At 57.0% G+C, this 24,301-nt stretch carries 19 protein-coding genes; 2 read left to right on the top strand and 17 right to left on the bottom strand.

All coding sequences use genetic code 11. The annotated features are described in order from the left end of the window. Nucleotides 1-133: 133 nt before the first annotated feature. The gene (locus IDH41_RS01695; protein WP_190857723.1) at nucleotides 134-304 is read left to right on the top strand and encodes a MerR family transcriptional regulator; all 171 of its coding nucleotides are present in this window, start codon (nucleotides 134-136) and stop codon (nucleotides 302-304) included. 83 nt (nucleotides 305-387) lie between these two features. Here IDH41_RS01695 and garD read toward each other — a convergent pair whose 3' ends face one another. The 10 genes from garD to IDH41_RS01645 all read right to left on the bottom strand — a co-directional run bounded on the left by garD (nucleotide 388) and on the right by IDH41_RS01645 (nucleotide 14,058). Continuing rightward, nucleotides 388-1,956, bottom strand: coding sequence for a galactarate dehydratase (garD, locus tag IDH41_RS01690; RefSeq protein WP_223829367.1), 1,569 nt, complete (start codon nucleotides 1,954-1,956; stop codon nucleotides 388-390). A gap of 19 nt (nucleotides 1,957-1,975) precedes the next feature. Continuing rightward, nucleotides 1,976-3,091 (bottom strand): glycoside hydrolase family 88/105 protein, encoded by a 1,116-nt coding sequence (locus tag IDH41_RS01685; protein ID WP_190857719.1) that lies wholly within the window; start codon nucleotides 3,089-3,091, stop codon nucleotides 1,976-1,978. A 34-nt stretch (nucleotides 3,092-3,125) separates the two neighbouring features. Then, a complete protein-coding gene (locus IDH41_RS01680) occupies nucleotides 3,126-5,375 on the bottom strand; it encodes a helix-turn-helix domain-containing protein (protein ID WP_190857717.1) in 2,250 nt (749 codons plus the stop codon). 98 nt (nucleotides 5,376-5,473) lie between these two features. Further along, a complete protein-coding gene (locus IDH41_RS01675; RefSeq protein WP_223829366.1) occupies nucleotides 5,474-6,997 on the bottom strand; it encodes an extracellular solute-binding protein in 1,524 nt (507 codons plus the stop codon). 53 nt (nucleotides 6,998-7,050) lie between these two features. Then, nucleotides 7,051-7,932, bottom strand: a complete 882-nt coding sequence (locus IDH41_RS01670; RefSeq protein WP_190857715.1) for a carbohydrate ABC transporter permease — start codon at nucleotides 7,930-7,932, stop codon at nucleotides 7,051-7,053. A 20-nt stretch (nucleotides 7,933-7,952) separates the two neighbouring features. After that, the gene (locus IDH41_RS01665) at nucleotides 7,953-8,864 is read right to left on the bottom strand and encodes an ABC transporter permease (protein ID WP_223829388.1); all 912 of its coding nucleotides are present in this window, start codon (nucleotides 8,862-8,864) and stop codon (nucleotides 7,953-7,955) included. 309 nt (nucleotides 8,865-9,173) lie between these two features. Then, nucleotides 9,174-10,445, bottom strand: coding sequence for an acyltransferase (locus IDH41_RS01660; protein WP_190857711.1), 1,272 nt, complete (start codon nucleotides 10,443-10,445; stop codon nucleotides 9,174-9,176). 103 nt (nucleotides 10,446-10,548) lie between these two features. After that, nucleotides 10,549-11,829, bottom strand: a complete 1,281-nt coding sequence (locus IDH41_RS01655) for a glycoside hydrolase family 27 protein (RefSeq protein ID WP_190857709.1) — start codon at nucleotides 11,827-11,829, stop codon at nucleotides 10,549-10,551. 127 nt (nucleotides 11,830-11,956) lie between these two features. Continuing rightward, the gene (locus tag IDH41_RS01650) at nucleotides 11,957-12,838 is read right to left on the bottom strand and encodes a helix-turn-helix domain-containing protein (protein ID WP_223829365.1); all 882 of its coding nucleotides are present in this window, start codon (nucleotides 12,836-12,838) and stop codon (nucleotides 11,957-11,959) included. 206 nt (nucleotides 12,839-13,044) lie between these two features. After that, the gene (locus tag IDH41_RS01645) at nucleotides 13,045-14,058 is read right to left on the bottom strand and encodes a DUF3231 family protein (protein ID WP_190857707.1); all 1,014 of its coding nucleotides are present in this window, start codon (nucleotides 14,056-14,058) and stop codon (nucleotides 13,045-13,047) included. A gap of 271 nt (nucleotides 14,059-14,329) precedes the next feature. On the opposite strand from IDH41_RS01645, the gene IDH41_RS01640 reads away from it, so the two are divergent. Beyond that, complete coding sequence (locus IDH41_RS01640; protein WP_190857705.1) at nucleotides 14,330-15,631, top strand: hemolysin family protein; 1,302 nt, start codon at nucleotides 14,330-14,332, stop codon at nucleotides 15,629-15,631. A 166-nt stretch (nucleotides 15,632-15,797) separates the two neighbouring features. Here the strand turns inward: IDH41_RS01640 and IDH41_RS01635 are convergent, their stop codons facing one another. The 7 genes from IDH41_RS01635 to IDH41_RS01605 form a co-directional block, all read right to left on the bottom strand. Then, nucleotides 15,798-17,798, bottom strand: a complete 2,001-nt coding sequence (locus tag IDH41_RS01635) for a YjhG/YagF family D-xylonate dehydratase (RefSeq protein WP_190857703.1) — start codon at nucleotides 17,796-17,798, stop codon at nucleotides 15,798-15,800. Nucleotides 17,799-17,815: 17 nt separating this feature from the next. Further along, complete coding sequence (gene gucD, locus IDH41_RS01630) at nucleotides 17,816-19,288, bottom strand: alpha-ketoglutaric semialdehyde dehydrogenase GucD (RefSeq protein WP_190857701.1); 1,473 nt, start codon at nucleotides 19,286-19,288, stop codon at nucleotides 17,816-17,818. A 13-nt stretch (nucleotides 19,289-19,301) separates the two neighbouring features. Further along, the gene (locus IDH41_RS01625) at nucleotides 19,302-20,213 is read right to left on the bottom strand and encodes a fumarylacetoacetate hydrolase family protein (RefSeq protein WP_190857699.1); all 912 of its coding nucleotides are present in this window, start codon (nucleotides 20,211-20,213) and stop codon (nucleotides 19,302-19,304) included. Between the two features lie 235 nt (nucleotides 20,214-20,448). Continuing rightward, entirely contained in the window at nucleotides 20,449-21,600 is a 1,152-nt protein-coding gene (locus IDH41_RS01620) for an MFS transporter (protein WP_190857697.1), read from the bottom strand. A gap of 19 nt (nucleotides 21,601-21,619) precedes the next feature. Beyond that, entirely contained in the window at nucleotides 21,620-22,171 is a 552-nt protein-coding gene (locus tag IDH41_RS01615) for a PadR family transcriptional regulator (RefSeq protein ID WP_190857695.1), read from the bottom strand. Between the two features lie 218 nt (nucleotides 22,172-22,389). After that, nucleotides 22,390-23,292, bottom strand: a complete 903-nt coding sequence (locus IDH41_RS01610; RefSeq protein WP_223829363.1) for a carbohydrate ABC transporter permease — start codon at nucleotides 23,290-23,292, stop codon at nucleotides 22,390-22,392. A 17-nt stretch (nucleotides 23,293-23,309) separates the two neighbouring features. Continuing rightward, entirely contained in the window at nucleotides 23,310-24,281 is a 972-nt protein-coding gene (locus tag IDH41_RS01605; RefSeq protein ID WP_190857691.1) for an ABC transporter permease, read from the bottom strand. Between the last annotated feature and the right edge of the window lie 20 nt (nucleotides 24,282-24,301).

Here is a 24,301-nt window from a genome sequence, read left to right as displayed (position 1 = left end):
ATTAAGTTTAGTCTAAAATGTATGCGGATACAAGCATTCGTTTCGAAATAAAAGATTGACTTTCCTGCAGGGGGAAGGTTTATGGTTAACGTAAGCGATTCCGGCCGGAATTTGTTTAGAAAGGGTGTCTTCGTTGAAAATTGGTGAATTCGCCGCACGGAACAACGTTACTGCAAAAATGCTGCGGCACTATGACGAGCAAGATAGCGGTGCTATTCGCAATTTAATCGAGGATTCCACCGAAACCATTAACGAGGCAAGAAATATGGGACCAAACTCCGTTACCATTAAAGCTTATCCATGAAGCCGGCAGAGCTTGTCATTCCAAGGCATAAAGAAGGGCACTCGCCTATGAGTGCCCTTCATTTGACGATTGCTTCAATCCGATCAAGTCACCGGAGCCGGATTAAAAAGGGTCAATGAATTGTGCAGCCCCCAACGGTCTGCCCACGTTTGCTTGCGGCCGCTTGCAACATCCAGAATCGTGCGGAACAGCTCCCAGCCGACGTCTTCGATTGTCGCTTCCCCCGTCGCGATCGTTCCGGCGTTCACATCGATCAGATCATGCCATTCCTCGGCCAACAGGCTGCGGGTCGCCACTTTGATGACCGGCACCACAGCCAGTCCGTACGGCGTGCCTCTGCCCGTCGTGAATACCTCCATATTCGCGCCCGATGCAAACTGAAGCGTGCCGCATACAAAATCGCTGGCAGGCGTCGCCGCATACAGAAGCCCTTTGCGGGCCGCTTTTTCGCCTGGGGATAATACGCCCGTTATCGGACTGCTTCCCGATTTGACGACCGAGCCAAGCGACTTCTCCACGATGTTGACCAAGCCTCCCCGCTTGTTGCCCGGCGAAGGATTGGCGCTGCGATCGGCCTCTCCTTTGTCCAGGTACTCGTCGTACCACTTCATCTCCCGGATCAGAGCGCGGCCAACCTCCTCATTCACCACTCGCGGCGTTAACAAATGCACCGCATCGCGCACTTCCGTCACCTCGGAGAACAGCACCGTCGCACCCGCTCGAACGAGCAGATCAGCGGCATAGCCTACCGCCGGATTCGCCGTAACGCCCGAGAAGGCGTCGCTGCCGCCGCACTGCAAGCCCACGACCAGATCGGATGCGGAGCATGTTACGCGTCTTCGCTCATTCAGCTTCATCAGCTTTTCTTCCGCTGAAGCCATAATCGCCTGAATCATGCCTTGGAAGCCATGATGATCCTGCAGCGAAACGACGCTGCCGCCTTTGGCCGGAATCAATCTGTCGGGTACAAGCTTCTCGCAGCCAAGACCGATCACAAGCACCTCGCCTCCGAAATTAGGATTGGTCGCCATATTCGCGATCGTCCGGATTGGTATGATTGCGTCCGGAGCGCCGATTGCGACTCCGCAGCCATAATGGTGGGTCAAAGCGACGACATCCTCGACATGCCCATACCTTGGAAGCAGCTCCTCTTTCATCCGTTTTACCGCATAATCCAGCACCCCCGCTACGCACTGGACGCTTGTTGTGATGCCAAGTATATTTTTTGTGCCGACGCTGCCGTCCTCATTGCGGTACCCCTCGAAGGTATAGCCTTCAAGCGGCGGCAGCGCAGGCGGCACTTGATTGGCCAGCGGCAGCTCATCCAGCGCGGGAGGGGCGGGGAGCGTGACAAGCTGCTCCTTCACCCAGCTGCCGGCGGAAATCGGATCCCTCGCATAGCCGATCACTTCCCCGTAACGAATAATCGGCGCGTTCCGCGGCAAATCGGTCAAAGCGACTTTATGTCCTTGCGGGATGCTTTCCCGGAGCTTCAGGCCGCAGGCAAAGCTGGTCCCCGCGGGCAAGTCGCCGGTATTGACGATAATCGCCACATTGTCTTTGGCGTTCACTTTTATATATAAAGGCGCTTCCTCACCGCTATTCGCGCGTTCTGACATCGCTCCATTCCCCTCCGTCGCAATTGCATCCATAGCCAACAGTCCCTTCGCTTTACGATTTCGCTAACCGCTTGATTTCGTTAAATGCCATCAATAGAGGAGCTACGCCATGCCCGTTATTGTCCGCGACCGCCTCTCCGAAAATATAATAATTCAGGCTGCCGTCTCGCATCTCGCCCGTTTCCGGTTTTTTCCCGAGACCGGCGCTGCGGCAAATGCCGCCGAGCAGCACCTCGCCCGCCTCCTCGCGCAAATAACGGGCAAGCGTACCTTCAAAGGCCTCGACACCGTATTGTCTATAATCCGAAGACAAATAGCCGAGGCGCACGCCTTTCAACAGCGCATAAGCCAGCATTAGAGTACCGCTCGACTCCAGGTAGTTGCCCGGAGCGTCCGCCCTGTCGACCACCTGATGCCACATGCCGGAGCTATGCCTGTGCGGCAGCATGTCATCGGCAAGCTCTTTGAGATAAATACGCAATTCGCCGGGTTCGGCCGGTTCTCCTTCCAGCAGCTCCAGCACATCGACGAGGGCCATGGCGAACCAGCCGATCGCGCGCAGCCATACATTCGGCGATTGTCCCGTCTCCTTGTCGCACCATAACATGGCGCGGCTCTCATCGTAAGCATGGCTGTACAGCCGCTTCCCGCCATGGTAAATAAACTCGCGGACATTGCGGAATTGCTTCACCGTATCGGAATAATCCTTACGAGCGGCAAATTGCTTGATATACTGCACCAGAAACGGTTGTCCCATATACAAGCCGTCCAGCCACACCTGATAAGGATAGTTTTCCTTGTGCCAGAACGATCCGGCTTTCGTACGCGGATATACGGCCAGCTGCCCGTAGAGGCCATCCAGAATTTTTTTGTACCGCGGGTCCCGCTCCCGCTGCCATAGCGGAAACAGGCATACCGCCATCCGAATTTGGTCGATATTATAGCTGTCGGTTCGAATAGCGGGAATATCGCCGTTCTCATCGAATTGCCGATCGATAAATCGCTTGACGAAGCCGTAATCCCGCTCGGCGCCGCTTTGCTCATAGCTGTCCAAATACGCCTTCATAATGCAGCCCTCTATATAATGCCATCTAACGGAGAACCACTTTGTGTCCGTTCGGTACTGCTCTTTCAGTATCTCTACCATCTCTACCAGTTCTCGGCTCATCTGCAGCGCCCCCAATCCGTTCATCGTCTTGCAGCTATTGCGCGCGGGCATGCTCCTCCCGATATTGCCCCGGCGTCATGCCCTCCGTTTTGCGGAACGTGCGGATGAATCCGGTCGAATGGGTATAATTGAGGCGCTCCGCTATTTCGGTAATTTTCAGATTGCTGTCTCTAAGCCACAGCTTGGCCATATTCATGCGATAGTTCGTTAAATAATCAATAAACGTCATACCCGTCTCTTTTTTGAATACCCGGCTTAAATAGACCGGATGGAACCTGAACTGCTCCGCGCACCTCTCGAGCGAAATGTCCTGGTCGTATTGTTCCCGAATCAGCTCGACCATCGACTGGGCAATATTCATATATTGCGAATCGATGCGGCTTTGCAAAAAAGCAAGCGCGGGAGGAAGCAGCTGCGTCTTGAACCACGCCTTGATCTCCTCGGCCGTATGCAGCTTCATGAAGCGCATCGTGACCGACTTGCTTCCGACCAGCCCGTCCAGCGTTCCTCCTTGCTGCTGCACGAGCTGATAGATTTTCGAGACGAGCTGGAGCATCAGCATTTGAAAATCGTTAAACGAGACATTTTTTTGCAAAATGGCCGTCGTATATTGATTGAAATAGTCATACGTCGAAGCGGACTCGCCCGTTTTGAGCCCTTCCAGCATGCAATCCTCGAAATGCTGCCAGGATGCGGCGGGCTGAACGCTGCTCCGGCCTGCCGTTCCGATGTCCTCGTAATGCAAGATCAGCTGAAAGCCAAGGCTGATTCGCCGTTTGAGCGCTTCCAGCGCTTCCGAATAGGCATCCATCGCATCCGTATACTTGTGAAAAGGCCGGCTGATGCCGATGCTGATTTTCAGCTGAAGCAGTTCCTTCACCTTCGACTCGATCAGCTCCGCCATCCGGTAGAAATAGTTTTTGAGCTCGTCCGGGTCCTCCGATTGGCCAAGCAGCAGCGTTACCTGCGACTGGTCCAGCAGCAAATGGCCCAGCATGCTCTCGCGGGGAATCAGCTCTCCTACAACGTTATTGATCGCAAACAGCAGCAGCTCCTTCTCGCTGTCATTGTAGCGGGTATCCTCCAGCGAATCGATCTGCAGGGCGAGCACGCCCAGCGCCTTGCCCCTCTCTCCGAAGCCGTACGTTTCATACTTATAGGCAAACTCGCTCTCCGACACCTGCCCCATCAGCAGCTTCATCAGGAAAAAGTCCTTCACCTGTCCGCGCTGCGCCTTCAGCTGCCGCTGAAGCTCGTTGCTTGCGCTGAACAACGAGGAGAACCGCTCTTCAATGAGAGCGAATTCATCCCTTTTCGTTGTACCGGCACTTTCTCCTCCTAACGGCTTCGTCATATTGAACAGCTTGCGGATCGGCCTGTACATCCGGCGCGTTCCGTAGAAGGCGGCACAGGCTAGAAGCAGCAAGATGACGATGCATGTATTTAACGTAATAAAAGCAATTTTTTTCATCTCGCTTGTAATCGCTTTCAACGAAACGGTTGAAGCGTAGGTCCAGCCGTTATAAGCCGAAGCCCGATAATTGACGGCCATTCCCGCAGCTTCAAAGCCGCCTGTCCCGTCTGCGGCCGCTTGCAGCCGGCGGACGATGGCAGGCTGAACCCGCTCCGTGCCGGAGCCGGAAAGGAACGGCTCCCCGGCCCGGTTCAACACGTATATACGGCCTAGCTGCTCGGATTGCGTCAAAGTCGTCAGCAGCGATTCCTTCGACAAGTCGATAATGAGCAGCGCTTTATGCCTGCTGCCTGAAGCGATCATCGGCAGCTTGATCACAAGCTGAATCGTATCCTGCCCGGACAGGCGGTCGGCGCCGGCCGTCCAGAACAAATGCCGCGGCTGATTGGCGAATTCGCCCAGCAGCTCCGGATCGACTGGCTCATCCCCTTTCGAGAAGCCTATACTGCTGATCATCCAGTTATGCTCCAGATTAATCAGTCTCGTTTCGGCTACTCCCTCCAGCGAATGAAGATTGTACAAGCCTTTGGACAGAGAGTTGATCACCTGGAAATCATCATTTTCCAAGTTATCGTACAGATAATCGCTTACCAGCGACGAGCTGCTGTATTGTACGGCTCCCATCTCCGCATTTTTTAAGACCTGCTCGATTCTCATCTGATTTTGAAGCAAAATTTGGGCATTTCCGTCATTCACCTTCTCCCCGATGTCCCGGGAGGCAATGTAATAGGATATGAGTCCGATGGAAGCGACGGATACGGTGCTTAGCAGCAGCGAGAACACAAGCAATCGATACAAGTATTTAGGCAACGGTGACCTCTCCTTCCTATTCTTGCAAGGCTTATCGCATTACCATTATACCAGAGCTTGCCAGGTTATCGCCGCTTGCCGTCAGTTAGCGGGCAGGTTCACTGCTTTTGCTTCGCATAAGCGGCCGTATATTCCTCGATCACTTTATCTCCGCCGGCTTTTTTCCAGTTATCCACCTCGGCCAGCCAGCCGGCTTCATCCATTTTGCCCATAATAAATTTGGTTTGCGCATCGCGTATGAGGGTATCCAGCTCTCCGCCCTTCTCCAGGTAGGTGGCCGAGCTTAGCGTCAGCGCGAGATTAGGAACGACGTTCGGCAAATTTCCGGCGACCACCTCCCAGCCCTTCTCCTGCAGCGGGGATAATTTCAACGGCAGTCCCTGTCCGGTTACCTCGAATGACGGCAAGCTGTCGCGATAAGGCTTAACCTCCAGATTGAACAACGACAAATCCTTTAATTCGGCTTTCCCGTCGGCTGTTTTCGTATAATGCTTGCCTTCAAAGCCGCGCGTCAGCAAGGTGGACATTTCAGGATCGAGCAGCTTATCGAAGAAGCCAAGCAATTGCTCAAGCTCTTCCTCCGACGCCACGCTCGATTTCGGGAAGACGAAGAAGCCGTTATTCCCAGGCTCGGCCGGCACGCGATTGCCGAAGGGTCCGATATACGGCTCCACGTCGACAATGGAATCGGGCACCGTTTTTTTCAAATTTTCATGAGAAGTCGCGGCGGCCGAAGCTACCGTATTCACGCGTATGGCTGCCTGGCCCGCATTCCATTTGTTGTCGGCGTCCGCCGCCTGCACGACGGAAAAGTCCTGGTTAATCAGCTTTTCCCGGTACAGCTCACGCAGAAGCTTCATCGCGTTCAAATAAGGCGTCGTCATAAACTCCGGAATCAGCTTGCCGTTCTCTTCGCCCCATTTATTCGGCGCTCCCTGCGACACCGCAAGCCGGGTAAGAAACGTATTGCTGCCGGCGGGATCATTGAAGGATTTGTCCAGAAACAGGCCGTATGTGTCCTGCTCGCCGTTTTTGTTCGGGTCCTTCTCGGCCATCGTTTTCATCATCGCGTACCAGTCATCCAGCGTGACCGGCAATTTCAGGCCCAGCTCGTCGAACCAGTCCTTCCGGTAGACAAGGCCGGCTCGCCCCGTGTCCCGGTACAGCGGCAGCCCGTACAATTTGCCGTCCACTTTAATATTGTCATAATAATAATCGTCGAGCGCCGAGAGGTTTTTATAGTTTTGGAGCAGCGGTCCGATTTCCCAGAATAAGCCGGATTGAATGGCGGCCAGCGTCGTGGCGTTTGACGTAATTTTGAACGCTTTCGGCATATCGCTGGACGCAATCATAATATTTTTCTTATCCTCGAAGGCCGCGCCCGGAATCCATTGCATATCGATTTTGGAATTCGTATATTTCTCAATGGCCAGCTCCACCTCGCTGTCCTTCTTCGGAGCCTCGCCGACCTGGGGCGTTGCGATCGTAACGATGAGCGGCTTGCTGCCGTCCTGCTGAGCCGGCTTGTCCGTCTGCGGGCCTCCATTACCCGCGCAGCCCGCCAGAACGGCTGCAACGGCCAGCAAAGAAACGGACCCCTTCATAAAACGCTTGCGAAACATAGCGAATTTCCCCCTTTGAGTGGTTTATAGCCAGCCTTGCCTTCGAACAACCTTCAGCCCTTTACCGAACCCAGCAGCACCCCTTTGGCGAAATGCTTTTGCAAAAACGGATACACGAGCACGATCGGAAGCGTCGCCACGACAATCGAAGCCATCCGGATCGTCTGCGGCAAATAGTCGGTCGGATCCTGCTGCGAAGTCGTATCGCCGATCTGGTCCTGCGACAGCAGCACGATTTGCCTCAGGATGACTTGTACCGGAAACTTCTCCGAATCGTTGATATACATGACCGCGTTGAAAAACGTATTCCAATGGCCAACGGCGTAGAACAGCCCGAATGTCGCCATCGCCGGCATCGACAGCGGCAGGACGATGCGGAATAAGACGCCCAGATCGTTCGCGCCGTCGATTTTCGCCGAATCCTCCAGGCTGTCCGGAATTTGCTGAAAGAAGTTTTTGAGGACAATCAGGTTAAACGCGCTGATCGCCGTCGGAATCATGAGCGACCAATACGTATTGATCATGCCGAACGCCTTCACGACAAAATAAGTCGGAATGATTCCGCCGCTGAACAGCATCGTCACCAATATCATCAGCAGAAACAGACGTCTTCCTCTTAATCCGGCTTTTGCCAGCGGATATGCGGTAAGCGAGGTCAAAATCAGATTAATCAGCGTCCCGAAAACGGTTACATAAATCGAAATTAAGATTCCTCTCAGCATCGTATCCGTTGAGAAAATGTATTTATAGGCTCCGAGCGTAAACTTCGACGGGAACAAGAGCAGACCGCCCTTCGCCACCTCCTCGGAAGCTGCAAACGATACGGACACGATATATAGAAACGGAACGACCGTAAAGATCGAAACCAGAATGAGCAGCGAATAATTAACGATCGTAAAAAGCCGGCTGCTCCATTGCTTTTGTTCCGCGAGCATAGCGGCACCTCCCGACGCTTCTAGTAAATGCCTTCTTCGCCGAACTTCTTCGCCGCCCAGTTGGCTCCGAGCACAAGCACGAGCCCGACCAGCGATTTGAACAGCCCGACTGCGGCGCTGTAGCTGTACTGCCCCTGCGTCAAGCCCTTCATGTATACGTACGTATCGAACACCTCTCCGACTTCCCGGTTCATCGAGTTCAGCATCAGGAAGATGTGCTCAAACCCCGTATCCAGAAAAGAGCCGAGCCGCAAAATAAACAAAATGACGATCGTGCTGCGAATGGCCGGAAGCGTAATATGCCAAAGCTGACGCCAGCGGCCTGCTCCATCCATGCGGGCAGCCTCATAAAGCTGAAGATCGACGCCGGCGAGCGCAGCGAGGAATATAATCGTGCCCCATCCCGCTTCCTTCCAGATCGACTGGCTGACAATCATCGTTCTGAACCAGTCTTCGCTAAGCATAAACGGAATTTTTTCAAAGCCGAGCCTTGCAATGAATTCGTTCACGATGCCGCCTTCCGTCGTAAACAGGATATAGAAAATGCCGACCGCTACGACCCATGATACGAAGTGCGGCAAATAGAGCAAGGTCTGAGCAAACCGTTTAAACAGCTTCTGGCGGACTTCGTTCAGCATGAGCGCCAGTATAATCGGGAGCGGAAAGAAAAACACCAAATTATAAATCGCTAACAGAATCGTATTGCGGAACAGCATCCAAAACTGAGGCTCGGTGAAAAATCGTTCAAAATGCTTGAATCCTGCCCAGGGACTGTTCAGAAAACCCAAATGCGGCTGATAATGTTCAAACGCCATTATCAGGCCGAACATCGGAACGTATTTGAAAACAACAAAGTACAATAGGCCTGGCAAAAGAATCAAATACAGCCATCGGTCCCGTATCAGATCCTTCAGAAGCAATGCTTGCTTCATCGAATGGCGCTCCTGATTGCTTTGCAGCCGAACCGCCTGTTGCCCCTTCATCCGTCCTCCTCCTCTGCATGTATGTTGTGCGCATCGATCACACTCCAACTATAAATTTCAGGGCTCCGACAGGCAATAGTACTGATCAAACCATCTGCCTAACACACGGCACACGCGGGATAACGCTTATCGATTCAGAGCTGCAGCCTTCAGATAATAGAAGCGATTACCATTCTTTGCAGGGGATCGTACGAATTTAACCGCATCCTTCGGGCAGATATGGAGCTTCTCCTAAATAAAAAAGCTGAGCAAATTCGCTCAGCCTCTTATGGAACCTTTTAAACCCTCCAGACTTTCCGCTGCGGACCGGTCCGCAGCAGCCGATTTCGGCTTGCGGCGGCCCGCAGGCCCGACCAGCCATCGTCCGAAGGGCAGCTTGCCGAGCAGACTGGCTAGTCCGATCGCGCCAGCCGCAACCAGGACGAACGTGATCAACGCCGCCGGCAGATGGGCCCCGCTTAGCGTCATGGGCCGCGTTACCGCGCTCGCCAGCATAAGCACGAACGCGTGGGACAGAAATCCGCCGAACGAATGTCGGCCGATAAACCGCAGCATGCGGTAAAGCGCGCCCTTGCGTTTCTGTAGTAGGAGCGCGAACCCGTACAGCAGAAGCAGCTGGGAGACGATGATCAGGAACGTGGTAGGTTTTAAATAGTTGGAAACCTGCAAATTCATCCGCTCCGTCGAGAAGCGCAGTACATCGTAACCGAGCCAAATATAAGCCCCGATGAACACGAACGTCGTCCACCCCATCGCATCGGCCGCAAACGCCCGAAACCTGGCCAGGCCGAAGGCGCATACGCCGCCGATCAGGAAGTAGAAGACGTACATGACGAAATAATAAGAACGGTACGTGATCAGCCCTGCCCAGAAACCGTCCGCGGAAGCGGCCCAGCCGGGCATTTTGTAATAGGACAGCCACAGTAGCGCGCCGTACGTCAGGCAGAGCGCAACGGATGCCCACAAGGCCATTCGGAACGCTCCTCCTTCCGAATGGAGGGGCAGACGCTTCCGGAACGATGCGACCGCCTTGGAAAACAGCGGGAATAACAAATAAAACTGAAAGATCATTACAATAAACCACAGATGGTAGCCGTTAGTCGGCTTGACGAGCTGCAGGAAAATATTCGGCCAAGCCGAAGGCTGCATCAGCTTGGAGCCGATAACCCCTTCCACCGCGATCCAATAAACAAACGTCCAGCATAGGAAAGGAACGAAAATATCGCCGAACCTTTTGCGAATGAACGAACGATAATCCAGCTTCCCGCTGTAATTGTAAAATAGGATGAGACCGGACAGGAACACGAACGTCGGCGTTCCGAACCGGGTGAAATGAAACAGCATCGCCAGCATGATCGAGTCCGCCTGCATAATGTCCGGCCGGTAAATATATTCCGCTATGCAGTGCTGGAGCGTTATCGCCAGAAAGGCGAACGCGCGAAGCAGCGTCACTTCTTCGATCCGTTCTTTTTTCCGGCGAATATCCGGCTCGGACGCCTTTCTTCCATTTCCCTCTTGCGGATTAATCATCGCTCCCCCTCAATTCTTCATTGCAAATGATATTCAAATTGTAGCGGGCAAACCTTAGCGCAAGATGAAATAGGGAAATGAAAATTATTAAAATCGGGTACGATTATTCCGCGGTCAGTCTGTACAAGGCCGCCCCGTGCGGCGGAATCGCCGCCGAGAGCGCATCGTTCAGCGGGCCGAGCGCCTTGCCGGTCCACAGCTCCTTCGCGTCCGCCGCGCCGTCTATGCCTAGCTCGGCAAGCGTTACGGACACTTCCGCCGCCTCCTCGCCCGTATTGAAGAGAGCCGCGTAGCGCTCCCCGTCCGGCCCTTCGGCGACCCACACGACTTTGCCGCCGATGCGGCTCGCCCGGCGGGCGCCGAAGCTGCTGCGGTGCATATGCAGCACGTCCCGGTTCGTCAGCAGCGACAACGTCCACTCGTCGTTGTCGCGCATCTCGCCTCCGAACATGAGCGGCGAGCGGAAGATCGTCCACAGCGTCATCATCGTCAACTGCTCGTCCTTCGTAAAGTTCGTCATTCGATCGGGATGCGAGCAGCGCACGCCGATGCGTCCGAGCGGCAGCATGTCGCAATCCGGCCAGCTGCCCGGCTTCGGCCGCCCTTCCCACGCCTCGCAGCGGTCGAACATATCCAGCAGAAGCGGCCATCGATCCCAGAAGTCGTCGGTCATCCGCCACAGATTGGCGTTCGCCTCGAAGAAATCGGCATGCTTCACGGGAGCCGGTCCCGGCGACAGGCTCAACACCATCGGCCTGCCGGCATGGTCGATCGCCTTGCGGATCAGTTCGATCTCCGCCAGATGCGTCCCGCCGTGCAGCCACGAATCCGCGATATCGTCAACCTTGACGTAATCGACGCCCCACTCCGCATAGAGCTCGAATAACGAATTGTAGTATTCCTGGGCGCCTTCCTTCTTGGCGTCGACGCCGTACATATCGGTATTCCACCCGCAGAAGGAGCAGGTATGCGCGATGTCGCGCGCCGTCCTGTCCGTCCCCTTGATCGGCGTATCGTCATGGACCGCCTGGCGCGGAATGCCGCGCATAATATGGATGCCGAATTTTAGCCCAAGGCTGTGCACGTAGTCCGACAGCGGCTTGAACCCTCGGCCGCCTTCCGCGGAAGGGAACCGGTTCGCAGCGGGGACGAGCCGCGAATAAGCGTCGGTTTCCAGACGGACGAAGGGCCGGTAAAGGTCGGAGACCGCTCCGGGCTCGTACCATTGAATGTCGACGACGACATACTCCCAGCCGTACTCCTTCAGATGGCGGGCCATATAATCGGCGTTCCCGCGCACCTCTTCCTCGGTGACGGTCGCGCCGTAGCAGTCCCAGCTGTTCCAGCCCATGGGCGGAGTCGGGGCAAAATCCCGATGATTCATGCGTTAACCTCCTCAGATACGATTCCATAGTAATATATTGCAAACCTACTATCAGAATAACCGCTTGCATAATTATGATCCACCGTAATTTTGGTTCATAAATAGCACTATATTGCCGTTCCGCCCTTCAATCGAAGAAGAGACGGCTGTAAGGAAGCTCGGTGCCCGAACGGAATTGGGCGGGGGTTTGGCCGGTCAGCTTGCGGAACACTTTGATAAAGTAGCTGCCGCTCGAATAGCCCACGGAAGCGGCGATTTGTTCGATGCTCCGGTCCGTTTGGCGGAGCAGCTCGACCGCCTTCTGGATTCGTATCCGGCTTAAGTACTCGCCCGGCGTCATGCCGACGAACCGGGCAAACGTGCGGAGAAAATGGTATTTGGACACGCCCAGCTCCATGGACAGCTGCTCCTGTCCGATCATTCGGTCGAAATGCCGCTCCATGTACCGGACGGCATCCTTTACGGCCGGCGGCCACATCGCGTCCGTCATGCCTTTGTTCGCCGAGAAACGCGCCAGCTCCATCATGAATCGGTAGGCGTGCGAGGAAGCGGCGTACGGGTCCGTAATTCGCCCCGCCCTCGCTTCCCGGTACAGATCGTTCAGCGCGGCAATCGGACCGCTGCCTTGCGGCAAGTAGGGCAGCTCGCCAAGCCTGGTCTTGGCTTCGTCCCACAGCGGGCCGACTAGCCGCGGACGAAGCAGGATATAGAGAAATTCCCAGGCTGCCGATCCGGCGGGAAGACGGTAACGATGATTGCCCGGGATCTCCACGAGGAAGGCTCTGCCCGGCTCGGGCCGGTAGAGGCGTCCGTCGATCTCGACTTCCCCGTATCCGTCCAGCGTATACTGAAAGAGCAGCAGCGGCCCGTCCGTTCGCGTCAGTCCGTTCCAATCGTAAGCGGCGCTGCTCTCCCGTTCATGCCCTACGGCGAACAGCCCGCACAGCGGCCGATCGGGCGATTCGGCAAACCGAAACCCGTAGGTCCCCCTCAGATGTCCCAGCGACAAAGCTGCATGCCTCCCTTCCAAAATCATCTATATTACTATCATCCTACCTTCCTGCCGCGACAGGGTCAATGATATTTGGCAGCCGAATCGACAAAAACCGCGCCGTACGGCGCAGTTTTTGATGGGTTCGTGCTTCTCATTTCCGGTGTTTACGCAAGAAGCCCGCCGACCAACGGTCGGCGGGCTTCTATCTCCTCTTTCTCGCTTCAAGCTTTAACCAGCTTCCTGCGGTCCGGCGACTGCGGCGGTTCCTCGAGCCATCCGTTTTCGATCATGAGCTTGGCGCCATGATTCGCATAGGCCGCAATCTCGGCAGTGAGCTTGACGTAGTTCGCGGCCACGTCCTTCCTCGGGCTCGCGGCCATGGATACGGCGTAGTTCGCCGTGCCTGCGGTAACCAGCAACGATACATGGAACAGAATGAGTTTATCGGAAAACGGAGGTTCCGTGGAGTCCATCACGTCCGGATCCCAAGTCATCGGCACCGGGATATCCTCGTCGAGGCATGTCTCGGAAAACGATTTGATATGGTTGTTCGAAATTTCTTTGCCCGTCAGCAAATAGTCGCGTATTTCCTGCGACCTGACGACTTGGGCGAATCCCATGAGCAAAGCTTTGCCGAGCGAATTCGTTTGAATATTGGCGAACAATTGACCGATTTCCATCGATAACAGAGGACGCTTCTCCCCGAATCCGAAAAATCCGCCGAACAGGAACGATTGGTTTTTCACGAAATCGATATGGTCCGGGGTCGGAATGGAAGGCGGCCTAATGTATAAGCCTTTGTTTTGCAGCACTTGGGTAACTTTTTTATCGAGCGTCATCGTCTCTCGAAGCGCGTCGCCGAAGAACGTCCGGGTATCGGCGCGCGATGCCATGGAATACGTCATGCCGTACGTCGTCAGGCCGACCTTGGACATATTTTTGATGTAATACAGAAAGAAGCTGTCCGAGAAGAGGCGCCTCGCATTCACGTTCACGTCTTCGCCGGTAAACCCGAGCGGAATCGGGAAATTCTCGGATTGAAACAGCTCCGTCAACTGCCCGATATGCGTCTCGGAAATCGACAGCGCCAATTCAACGACTCCTTTAATTTCCTTATCCTCGACTTTGCTGAGAAAGTAGCTCAATACGCATTTGGCCAACGTATCGTTCTGATAAGTCGTCCAAAGCGCGGCGATTTCCGTCGACGTTAAACGAATGTTATGTTCGGTTTCCATGATGCCCTCCAATTTCTCGAACGTGTTTAATAAGGTTGCTCCTCCAGGCGAATAATATTCATGTCATCGTCGTGCGAGCAGGAGCGATCTATCGGGACGTACTATTACCCTGCATAGGAAATGAATGAAATGATGCGGCAATAATCGTTCATTTCGCGATTTTGAGCGTTTTTTGGAGGAATATCGAATTTGAAGATCTTATAAATAAATCCTATAATAAGTTCATATGAACTTATCTATGATTAGTTCAAATTATTACTGGAGGTAAATTATGACTCTCAATATCGTACTCATCATTATTCTGATCGCGCTCACCGCCTTTTTCGTCGCCACCGAATTCGCGATCGTGAAGCTTCGGGCCAGCCGCGTCGATCAGATGGTGATCGAGGGAAGGAAGAACGCTTTAGCCGTTCGGAAGGTAACATCCAATCTTGACGGGTATTTGTCGGCGTGTCAGCTAGGCATTACGATTACCGCATTGGGACTTGGCTGGCTGGGCGAACCGACGGTCGAAAAGCTGCTGTATCCGCTGTTCCAACAAATCGGACTCGGCGAAAACGCCGGCCACATCGTCTCCTTCGCCATTGCGTTCGCTTTGATTACGTTCCTTCACGTCGTCGTAGGCGAATTGGCGCCCAAATCGATTGCCATTCAGAAAGCGGAGCTGGTATCGGTCTGGACCGCGCCGCTCATTATCTTCTTCTATAAGCTGATGTATCCGATTATTTGGGCGCTCAACGGATCGGCCAACGCGCTCGTGCGGCTGTTCGGCTTAAGAGGAGCGAGCGAGCACGAAGACGCCCACTCCGAGGAAGAGATTCGGATTATTTTGTCGGAAAGCTACGAGAGCGGGAAAATCAACAAAACCGAATACGGCTACGTAAGCAACATATTCGCCTTCGACGAGCTTCTGGCAAGAGAAATCATGGTACCCCGCACCGACATGGCCTGCTTGTACACGGACAACTCGCTCGCGGAGATCATCGCGATTATCAAGAAGGAGCAATACACGCGCTTCCCGGTCGCAAGCGGGAGCAAGGACAACATGATCGGCTTCATCAATACGAAGCAATTTTTTCTGCAGTACGGGAACGAACCGGATTTCGATATGAAATCGCTCATTCAGCCGCTTCTGACCGTACCGGAAGTGACGCCGATCAAGACATTGCTGACCAAAATGCAGCAGCAGCGCGTCCATATCGCTTTGCTTCTCGATGAATACGGCGGCACCTCCGGCCTGATCACGATCGAGGACATATTGGAGGAGATCGTCGGAGAGATCCGGGACGAATTCGACGCGGACGAGAAAAAGCCGATCGAGAAAATCGGCGATGACCGCTACCTTGTCCAAGGCAATACGTTAATCGACGAAATCAATCAGCTGCCCGGCATCTCCATCGATGACGCCGAAGTGGATACGATTGGCGGCTGGCTGTTCACCCAAAGCCCCGACCTGCAAAAAGGCGAACAGTTCCTTCACGGCCCGGTTACGCTCATCGTTCGGGAAAGGGAAAAGCATCGCATCAAGAAGATCGAGCTTGTCGTCGGCGCGGAAGCGCCGGCGGCGCATTAAATAGAGGAAGGCCGTCGCTTTGGGACGGCCTTCCTCTATTTGATGCGGTCGAATGCCTCTGTTCTTCCAGCTACCGGTATCGAATCTCCCGCGCCCGATTTGTTGCCGAACGAAAAAAACCGGCAGTCCGGTTAATCCGGCTGCCGCTTGTTATTGGATGTACGCGTTATAGGATCGATTCTGCTTTGCCGTCTTCCGCGGCAAGCGCGCGCATGCCCGCTTCCAGCGTCTTGATGATGCGGTCCGTATCGTAAACGCAGCCCTTCCACGTTCCGCCGCTGACCGACTGCAGCGCGGCCCATAGACGGGAGTCGTCCGGCAAATCCGGATCCTCCGCGAGGCCGGGATGCGGCGGCCTTCCGGCGAGGACGGCCGAACCTGCGTCCGGCGTATCCGGCCGCTCGCCGCAGCCGACCATATGGATCCATCCCTCCAGCCCGCGCGTATCGACGCGGATGTCGACCCAATCGCCGTCGCGAAGCCGGCCGACCGGACCTCCAGCGAGCGCTTCGGGCCCGATGTGGCCGATGCAGGCGCCGGTCGACACGCCGGAGAACCGGGCGTCGGTCAGGAGCGACACCTGCCTGCCGAAGGACAGATGCTTCAGCGCCGACGTCAGTTGGTACGTCTCCTCCATCCCCGTTCCCGACGGCCCGCGCCCGATAAGCGCCAGGATGTCGCCGGCGGCAATGCCGCCGGTCTTGATCGCGCGGATCGCTTCGCGTTCGGTCGTGAATACTTTCACCCGGCCGACATGCCGGAATACGCCGTCCGCGTCAAGCGCCGACGGATCGATGGCCGTCGACTTGATGACGGAGCCCTCCGGCGCGAGGTTGCCGGTCGGGAACGTGACGGTCGGCGTCAAGCCGGCCTCCTTCGCCCGGTCCGGGCTGTAAATGACGGTATCCGGATCGATGCCTTCGCGATCGGCGAGGTAGGCGCGCATGCGCCGGCGCCGCTCGGATGACTCCCACCAGTCGAGCGTCTCGCCGAGGGTGAGCCCCGCCGCCGTAAGCACGCTCTGGTCCAGCACGCCGAGACGCCGTAGATGCAGCATGACTTCCGGCACGCCCCCGGCGAGAAACACGCGCACCGTCGGATGCGGGACGGGACCGTTCGGCAGCACGCTGACCAGCCGCGGGACGCTCCGGTTGACCGCCGCCCAATCCCCGGCGTCAGGCGCCGCGAGACCCGCCGCATGGGCGATCGCGGGGATATGCAGCAGCAGGTTGGTGGAGCCGCCGAAGGCGGCGTGCACCGCCATGGCGTTGCGGATGGACGCGTCCGTCAGCAGGTCCTCCATCGCGAGCCCCCTGCCGGCAAGCGCCATCGCGGCGCGGGCGGATTGGCGCGCCATCGCCGTCCAGACGGGCTGGCCCGAAGGCGCCAGCGCGGCGTGCGGCACGGTGAGGCCCAGCGCCTCGGCCACGACCTGCGCCGTCCCCGCCGTGCCGAGGAATTGGCAGCCTCCGCCCGGCGTCGCGCAGGCGCGGCAGCCGAGATCGGCCGCTTCCTCGAGCGATAGCTCGCCGTTTGCGTAACGGGCGCCGATCGTTTGAATCTTCCCGGCGTCCTCGCCGTGCGTCGGCGGCAGCGTAACGCCGCCCGGCACGATGACGCCGGGAAGCTTCTTCATCCCGGCGAGCGCCAGCATCATCGCCGGCAGCCCTTTGTCGCAGGTGGCTACGCCCACGACGGCCGCGCGCGTCGGCAGCGAGCGGATCAGCCGGCGCATCACCATCGCCGCGTCGTTGCGGTACGGCAGCGAATCGAACATGCCCGGCGTGCCCTGCGAGCGGCCGTCGCAAGGATCGCTGACGTAGCCGGCGAACGGGATGCTGCCGGCGGCCGCGATTTCTTCCGCGGCCGCTTTCATGAGAAGTCCGATCTCCCAATGCCCGGTATGATAACCTAGCGCGACAGGCGTGCCGTCCTCGCCCCGGATGCCGCCGAGCGTGCCTAACAGGAGTACCTCTCTGCCCGTCAATCGATCCGCCCGCCAGCCCATCCCGACGTTCTGGCTCCATCCGAACAGGTTGCCGCTCGGCGCGTTCAGCAGCAGCTCCGGCGTTAGCGGCAGCTTGCCGGCCGGACCCGGCGCATGCGTCTCCACTTCGAAATAGGCCTCGTCGTCCGGGCCCATTACGGCTTGCAATTGATCCTGCATTGCGCATTCCCCTCCGGTCAAGGCTTGATGAACACCGTTTTCACCGACGTGTAGAACTCGATCGCCGCCTGTCCCTGCTCCCTCGAATGGGAGCTGGAGCTTTTCATGCCGCCGAACGGCGCCTGCAGCTCCACGCCCGCCGTCTCGGCGTTGACGCGGACGAGCCCCGCCTCCGACTCCTGCATGAACTTCAGCGCGCTTGCGATGTCGCGCGTATACAGCGAGGCGCTGAGCCCGAATTCCGTGTCGTTCGCGAGCGCGATCGCTTCCTCCAGGTCGCGCGCCTCGATCAGCGCCAGCACCGGCCCGAATATTTCCTCCCGCGCGATCATCATCGACGGCGTCACTTTATCGAACACGGCCGGCGTGACGAAATAGCCGTCCGCGAGCGCCGGATCTTCCGGCCGTCCGCCCCCGACGAGCAGCTCGGCGCCTTCTTCCTTGCCCTTGTCGACGTACCGCAGCACAGTTTCGTACTGCTTCCGGCTGGCGCACGGGCCGAGCCAAGTGTCGGCGTTCAAGCCGTCGCCGACCCGCAGCGCCTTCACCTTCTCCAGCAGCTTCGCCCGGAACGGCTCGTAGACGTCGCGAACGACGATGACCCGGCTCGTCGCCGTGCATTTCTGGCCGGTCGAGCGCAGCCCTCCGCTGATCGTTGCGTCGACCGCCAGGTCCAGATCGGCGTCCGCGGCGATCACGATCGGATTTTTCCCGCCCATCTCCAGCTGGTACTTCGCCCCGCGCGCCAGAGCGGTCTGTCCGACGCGCTTGCCGACGGCGCCCGAGCCCGTGAACGTGACGCCGTGAATGCCTGGATGCTCGGCGATAGCCTGCCCGATGACGGCGCCGTCGCCGATGACCATGTTCACCGCGCCTGACGGAAAGCCGGCGTCATGGAAGCACGCCATGATAAGCGACGCGGTGACGGACGTCTCGAGCGCCGGCTTCCAGACGACCGCGTTGCCGTAGATCAGGGCCGGAGCCATCTTCCAGATCGGAATGGCGACCGGAAAATTCCACGGCGTAATGACGCCGACGACGCCGAGCGGCGCGCGCGTCGTGAACATAAGCGCGTCCGCGTCCGTCGACGGGATCACGTCGCCGACCGGCCGCATCCCTTCACCCGCGTAATAGCGAAGAATGGCCGCGCCGCGGGCCGTCTCGCCCTTCGCCTCGCCAAGCGTCTTGCCCATCTCGCGGGTCATCGCCCGTCCGATCTCCTCCATGCGGCTCTCGAGCAGATCCGCCGCCTTGAACAGCAGCGCGCCGCGCTGGGCGCCCGTCAGCTTGCGCCAGCTGGGCCGCGCCGCTTCGGCGGACGCGACCGCCCCGTCCAGATCGGCGCGATCCGAGGCCGGCGCCTGCGCGACCGCCTCGCTCGCGCGGGCCGGGTTGACGCAGGTCACCCATCGGCCCGTCGCCGGCTCCTTCCACTGCCCGCCGATATAGTTATGAACCGTTATCGTTTCCGTGTTCGTTGCGTTTGCCATCGTTGTCTCCTCCTTAGACGCGAAGCGGAGCCTGAGCCGACTCCAGCTCATGCGTGCCGATTGCCGTATTCGTCAGCGTGCCGATGCCTTCGATTTCGATCTCGATCCGGTCGCCGGAAGCGAGCGTGAACTGGTTCGGCGGAACGAGACAGGTGCCCGTCAGCAGCACCGTGCCGTCGAACAGCTCGTTGTCCCGCTTCAGGAAGGCGACCAGCTCTTCCAGCTTGCGCTTCAGCTGGCCGGTATTTGCCGTCTCGTCGACGACCTTGACTCCGTCCCGGTAAATGCGGCAGGCGATCGCAAGCGCGTACGGATCGTCCACCGTCTCCGCAAGCCGAACGTAAGGGCCGATCGAACAGGAACGCTTCCAAATTTTCGCTTGCGGCAAATAGAGCGGGTTCTCGCCTTCGATGTCGCGGCAGCTCATATCGTTGCCGGCCGTATAGCCGACGATGGCGCCGGCTCGGTCCAGGACGAGTCCGAGCTCCGCCTCGGGAACCTGCCACGAGGAATCGCTCCGCAGGCAGACCGGCTCGCCCGGTCCGACGGTGCGCGCGGCGGTCGATTTCATGAACAGCTCCGGCCGCTCGGCTTCGTATACTTTGTCGTAAAACGTATCGGCGTCCAGCCGCCCTTCCGTCGCCTCGTAATTGCGCGCCTCGCGGCTGCGCTGATACGTCACGCCGGCCGCCCATACTTCCGGCGCATCCAGCGGCGTCGCCAGGTTCAGCGCTTCCGCCGGAGCTTCGATCGGCGCGAGGCCGCCCGCCAGGGCCGTCACGTACGCCGCGGTCGATAGTCCCGCCGCGCGGGCCGCATGCACGAGCGTCATCAAGTCCGGCGCGTCGAGCCGGTACGCCTCCCCGCTTTCTGTAATCGCTCCCAAATAGAGGCGCGAGTCTTCCTTGTAACGAAAAATACGCATAATGGCCAACCTCCTCAAGAATCGTTTTACATTATAAAACCTCGTTCTGACTTAAATGCGCGATTCGGCATAACTGGAACGCTCGCGTCTGTCCATTCGTTTCAATGTTTTATAATATAAAACTATGTTCTATTATATTTTATCAAACGATAGACTTGGCCGTCCAGTCGATTTTTGTTTTGCGCCGGTTACGGGCTTCATAGAGGCGGCACCGCCGGGTGCCGCCCGGATAACGTTAACCCGCGGCCACCCGTTTCTCCGCCAAGCGCCGGCCGACCAAGGTTAGGAAGACCATGGCGGATACGAGTACGGATCCCGCGCAGACGATGAACAGCGTCTCGTAACCGGCATATTGGGAAACCCAGCCGAGCAGGATCGAGCCGAGCCCGATGCCGAGGTCGAACGCGGTCATGAAAGAAGCGCTTGCCACTCCCCTCTTGTCGTGAGGTGCGAGCCTCAGATTTGCCGCTTGCAGAGCCGGCTGGGCGGATCCGAACCCGATCCCGTACAGCGCGGCGGCGGCGGCCACGCCGGCCAGCCCTTCCGAGAAGCCCAGAACGACAAGCGAAATGACGGTAACGACAAGTCCCGGCAGGATGATGCTCGCCTCGCCGAACCTATCGGACAGCTTGCCCGCAATCGGCCTTGCCAGCGTCAGCGCGAGCGCATAGACGAGGAAGAACGTACCGGGATTTACCCCGATCGAATTCCCGAACAACGGCACGAACGTCGTAATTCCGCCATAAGCGACGGATAAGAAGAAGAGCGAGACCGCCAGCGGCAGCACGGATTTCTCGAACAGCACGATTTTCCCCGAGGACGATTTGGGCTGCGTGGGCAGCGAGGTCGTGAATACGAGCAGCAAAGCGGCGATCGATAATCCCGTCGCGAGCCAGAACAAGCCGTGAAACGCCCCGTCGCCCAGCACCCATATGCCCAGCGTCGGCCCGATCGCCATGGCGACCGTCATCGCCATGCCGAACCAGCCCATCCCCTCGCCTCGGCGCGACACCGGAACGATGTCCGTGACCGCCGTACTGACGGCCGTCGTCGACAAAGCCCATCCGACGCCGTGCAGCACGCGCAAGGCAAGCAGCACGGCGACCGTGCTTACCCAATTGTACAGCCCCATAGACAGGATAAAGAGCAGAAGCCCTCCGATCATGAACGGCCGTCTGCCGTAACGGTCAAGCAGTCCGCCCACGAACGGCCGCAGGACGACCGCGGTCAGCGTAAACGCCCCCGCGGCAAGCCCGACCTGCGACTCCGTGCCGCCCATGTCTGCGATAAACAGCGGCAGCGTCGGCAATAGCAAATAAAATCCCGTAAATAACACAAGCATGCCCAGCGTCATTTGAATAAAGGATTTTGACCATAAACGTTCCATCGCGATTCCTCCTTGCGGCTTATTCCTCTTGCCGTTCCTTGATCCGCTCGATTTCGTCCTTGATCCACCGAGCCTCGACCTCCCCAAGCCGTTTGCGGTGATCGAACACGCGCAGCAGCTGGACGCGCTGCTTCTCAGGCTCGGGCTTGTACGCGATCAGATCGGCCTCGAATTGCGAGACATGCTTAAGGTTCTGCTCCAGCAGCCGCAAATATTGCTTCAGGCAGGCCAGCCGCGCCTCTCTGTCCACGTACTGAAAATAAACCATCTTCAAGCGCAGCGTATTTTGCGCCTCGGCATCCGGCGCATCGAAAGGCTCCGCCATCAATTGACGGAAGCGATCTTGTCCCGAGGCGGTGATACCGTATATTTTTTTCGTGCGTCCTCCCTTCGTTTCCTCCTCCTCCCGCAGTGTGATCCATCCGTTCTCCGTCATGCGGGACAGAAGCGGGTATAACGTTCCCGAGCTGATCTTTCTTCCGAGCCCGACCGCTTTCTTCAGCACTTCCTGCAGCATGTAGCCATGCTTCTCCCCAGTCATCAGCTCGCCTAACACAAACAATTCGTACACGTTCCAAACCTCGATTCCGTAATTCGTTATATGTCGATTCGACATATTCATTATATATCGAATCGACATATTTGCGCAACGGTGGTGCCGGAACGAAATTTTCCGCGCAAAAGAAAAACCACGCCGAATCGGCGTGTTTTCATTGACGTGTATGCCTCTCTTCGCACCGCGCGCAGCTCCCGGCGCGCGGTGTTAAGGTGCACGACGGCCGTCGGGGCTCAGCCCTTGATCGAACCGACGTACACGCCCTTTACGAAATACTTTTGCAGAAAAGGGTACACCATCAGGATCGGCACCGTCGAGAAGACGATGGCGCAATATTTAACCAGCTCCCGGAAGGCGGTCGAGCTCTCCGCGCTGTTGATGACGACGCCGCCGGCGCTGCCGATCGTCGTCGCGGTGGCGTCGTTGGCAACCAGTATCTCCTTGAGCAGCAGCTGAAGCGGGAACAGGTCCCGGTCCTTGAGCAGCACCATCGCGTTGAACCAGGAATTCCAATTGCCGACCAAGTAGTACAGGAAAATAACGGCCAGCGTCGCCTTCGACAGCGGCAGGATGACGTTCGTCAATATTTTGGCCTGACTCGCGCCGTCGATCGTAGCCGCTTCCTCCAGTTCCGCCGGAATCGCCTGAAACCCGGTCCGCATAATGATCATGTTCCACGTATTCAAAGCCGTGGGCAGGATCATGGACCATAAATTATTGTAGAGGCCGATGTCCTTCATGAGCAAAAACCAGGGAATCAAGCCGCCTCCGAAAAACATCGTAATCGTAATGACGATCATAATATGGCTTTTGAAATATAAATCCCGCCTCGACAGCACGAACGCGCCCATAATCGTCATGACCATGTTGACCAGCGTGCCGAGCCCTACGTATAGGATCGTGTTGCCGTAACCGACCAGCAGGCTGTTGTCCTTGAAGATCAGCTTGTAGCCGTCGAGCGTGAAGCCGAGAGGCCCTAGCAATAGGCCTTTGTGGGCAACGAGCCGGACAGGATCGCTGAACGACGCGAACACAATATGCACGATCGGATACAGGCAGCATAGCGTCAGCATAATGAGCAGCAAATAAAGGACCGTGTCGAACGCCCGATTGCCTATGGAATAATGTTTCTTCATGATCATCCGCTCCTTTCCTACCATAAGCTGGTTTCGGAGTGGCGTCTCGCCACCCGGTTCGCCGCCCAGAGCAGCGCGAAATTCACGATTGCGCTGATTAAGCCGACCGCGGTGGAGTAGCTGAGGCTCGCTTCCCTTAAGCCGCGCCGGTAGACATAAGAGGCGATGACATCCGCCGTGTCGTACGTCAGCGGGTTGTAGAGAAGAATGATTTTCTCGTAGCCCGACGCCATTAAGCCGCCGATCGCGAAGATGAACAGGATGACGATGACGGGACTGATCTGGGGCAGCGTAATATGCCACATCTTCTTGATTCGCCCGATACCGTCCATCTCGGCCGCTTCGTATAAGGACGGATCGATCGAGCTCATGGCCGCCAAGTAAATAATGCTCTCCCATCCGATGCTCTGCCAGATGCCCGAGAATGTATAGATCGGCCTGAAGAAGGAAGAGTAGCCGAGCAGCGACGTATAGTCCTTGCCCGTAAAGAGCTGCAAGAGCTGCGTAATGACGCCTTCATCGGCCGTGAAAATATGGATCATGCCGCACACGACGACCAAGGAAATAAAATGCGGCATATAGGTAATGGTTTGCACCGTTTTTTTGAATATTCCGGCACGGATTTCATTCAGGATCAACGCGAGGATGATCGGTGCCGTAAACCCGAACGCGATGCCCCATACGTTAAGGAGCAGCGTATTTTTGACGACGCGCCAGAAGTAAGGCCCCTCGAAAAAATCGATGAAATGCTTCAGCCCCACCCAATCGCTTTCGGCGAACCCGAGCAGCGGTTTGAAGTCCTTGAAGGCGATCATCACGCCCCACATCGGTCCGTAACAGAAAATAATGAACCACGCAATGACCGGAACGGCCAGCATATAGGCAAACCAGTTTTTTTTGAAGTCTTTTTTGATGATCAGTCGTTTCTTGGGAGGAGGGGGGACAGCCAATCGGCTGCCCGTCTCCTTGTTATCGCGAACGATTTCCATCCATCAACCACCTCATTCCA

The organism is Paenibacillus arenilitoris, assembly GCF_014705655.1.
Lineage (GTDB): Bacteria > Bacillota > Bacilli > Paenibacillales > Paenibacillaceae > Pristimantibacillus > Pristimantibacillus arenilitoris.
This window is presented reverse-complemented; position numbering and strand designations above follow the sequence as displayed.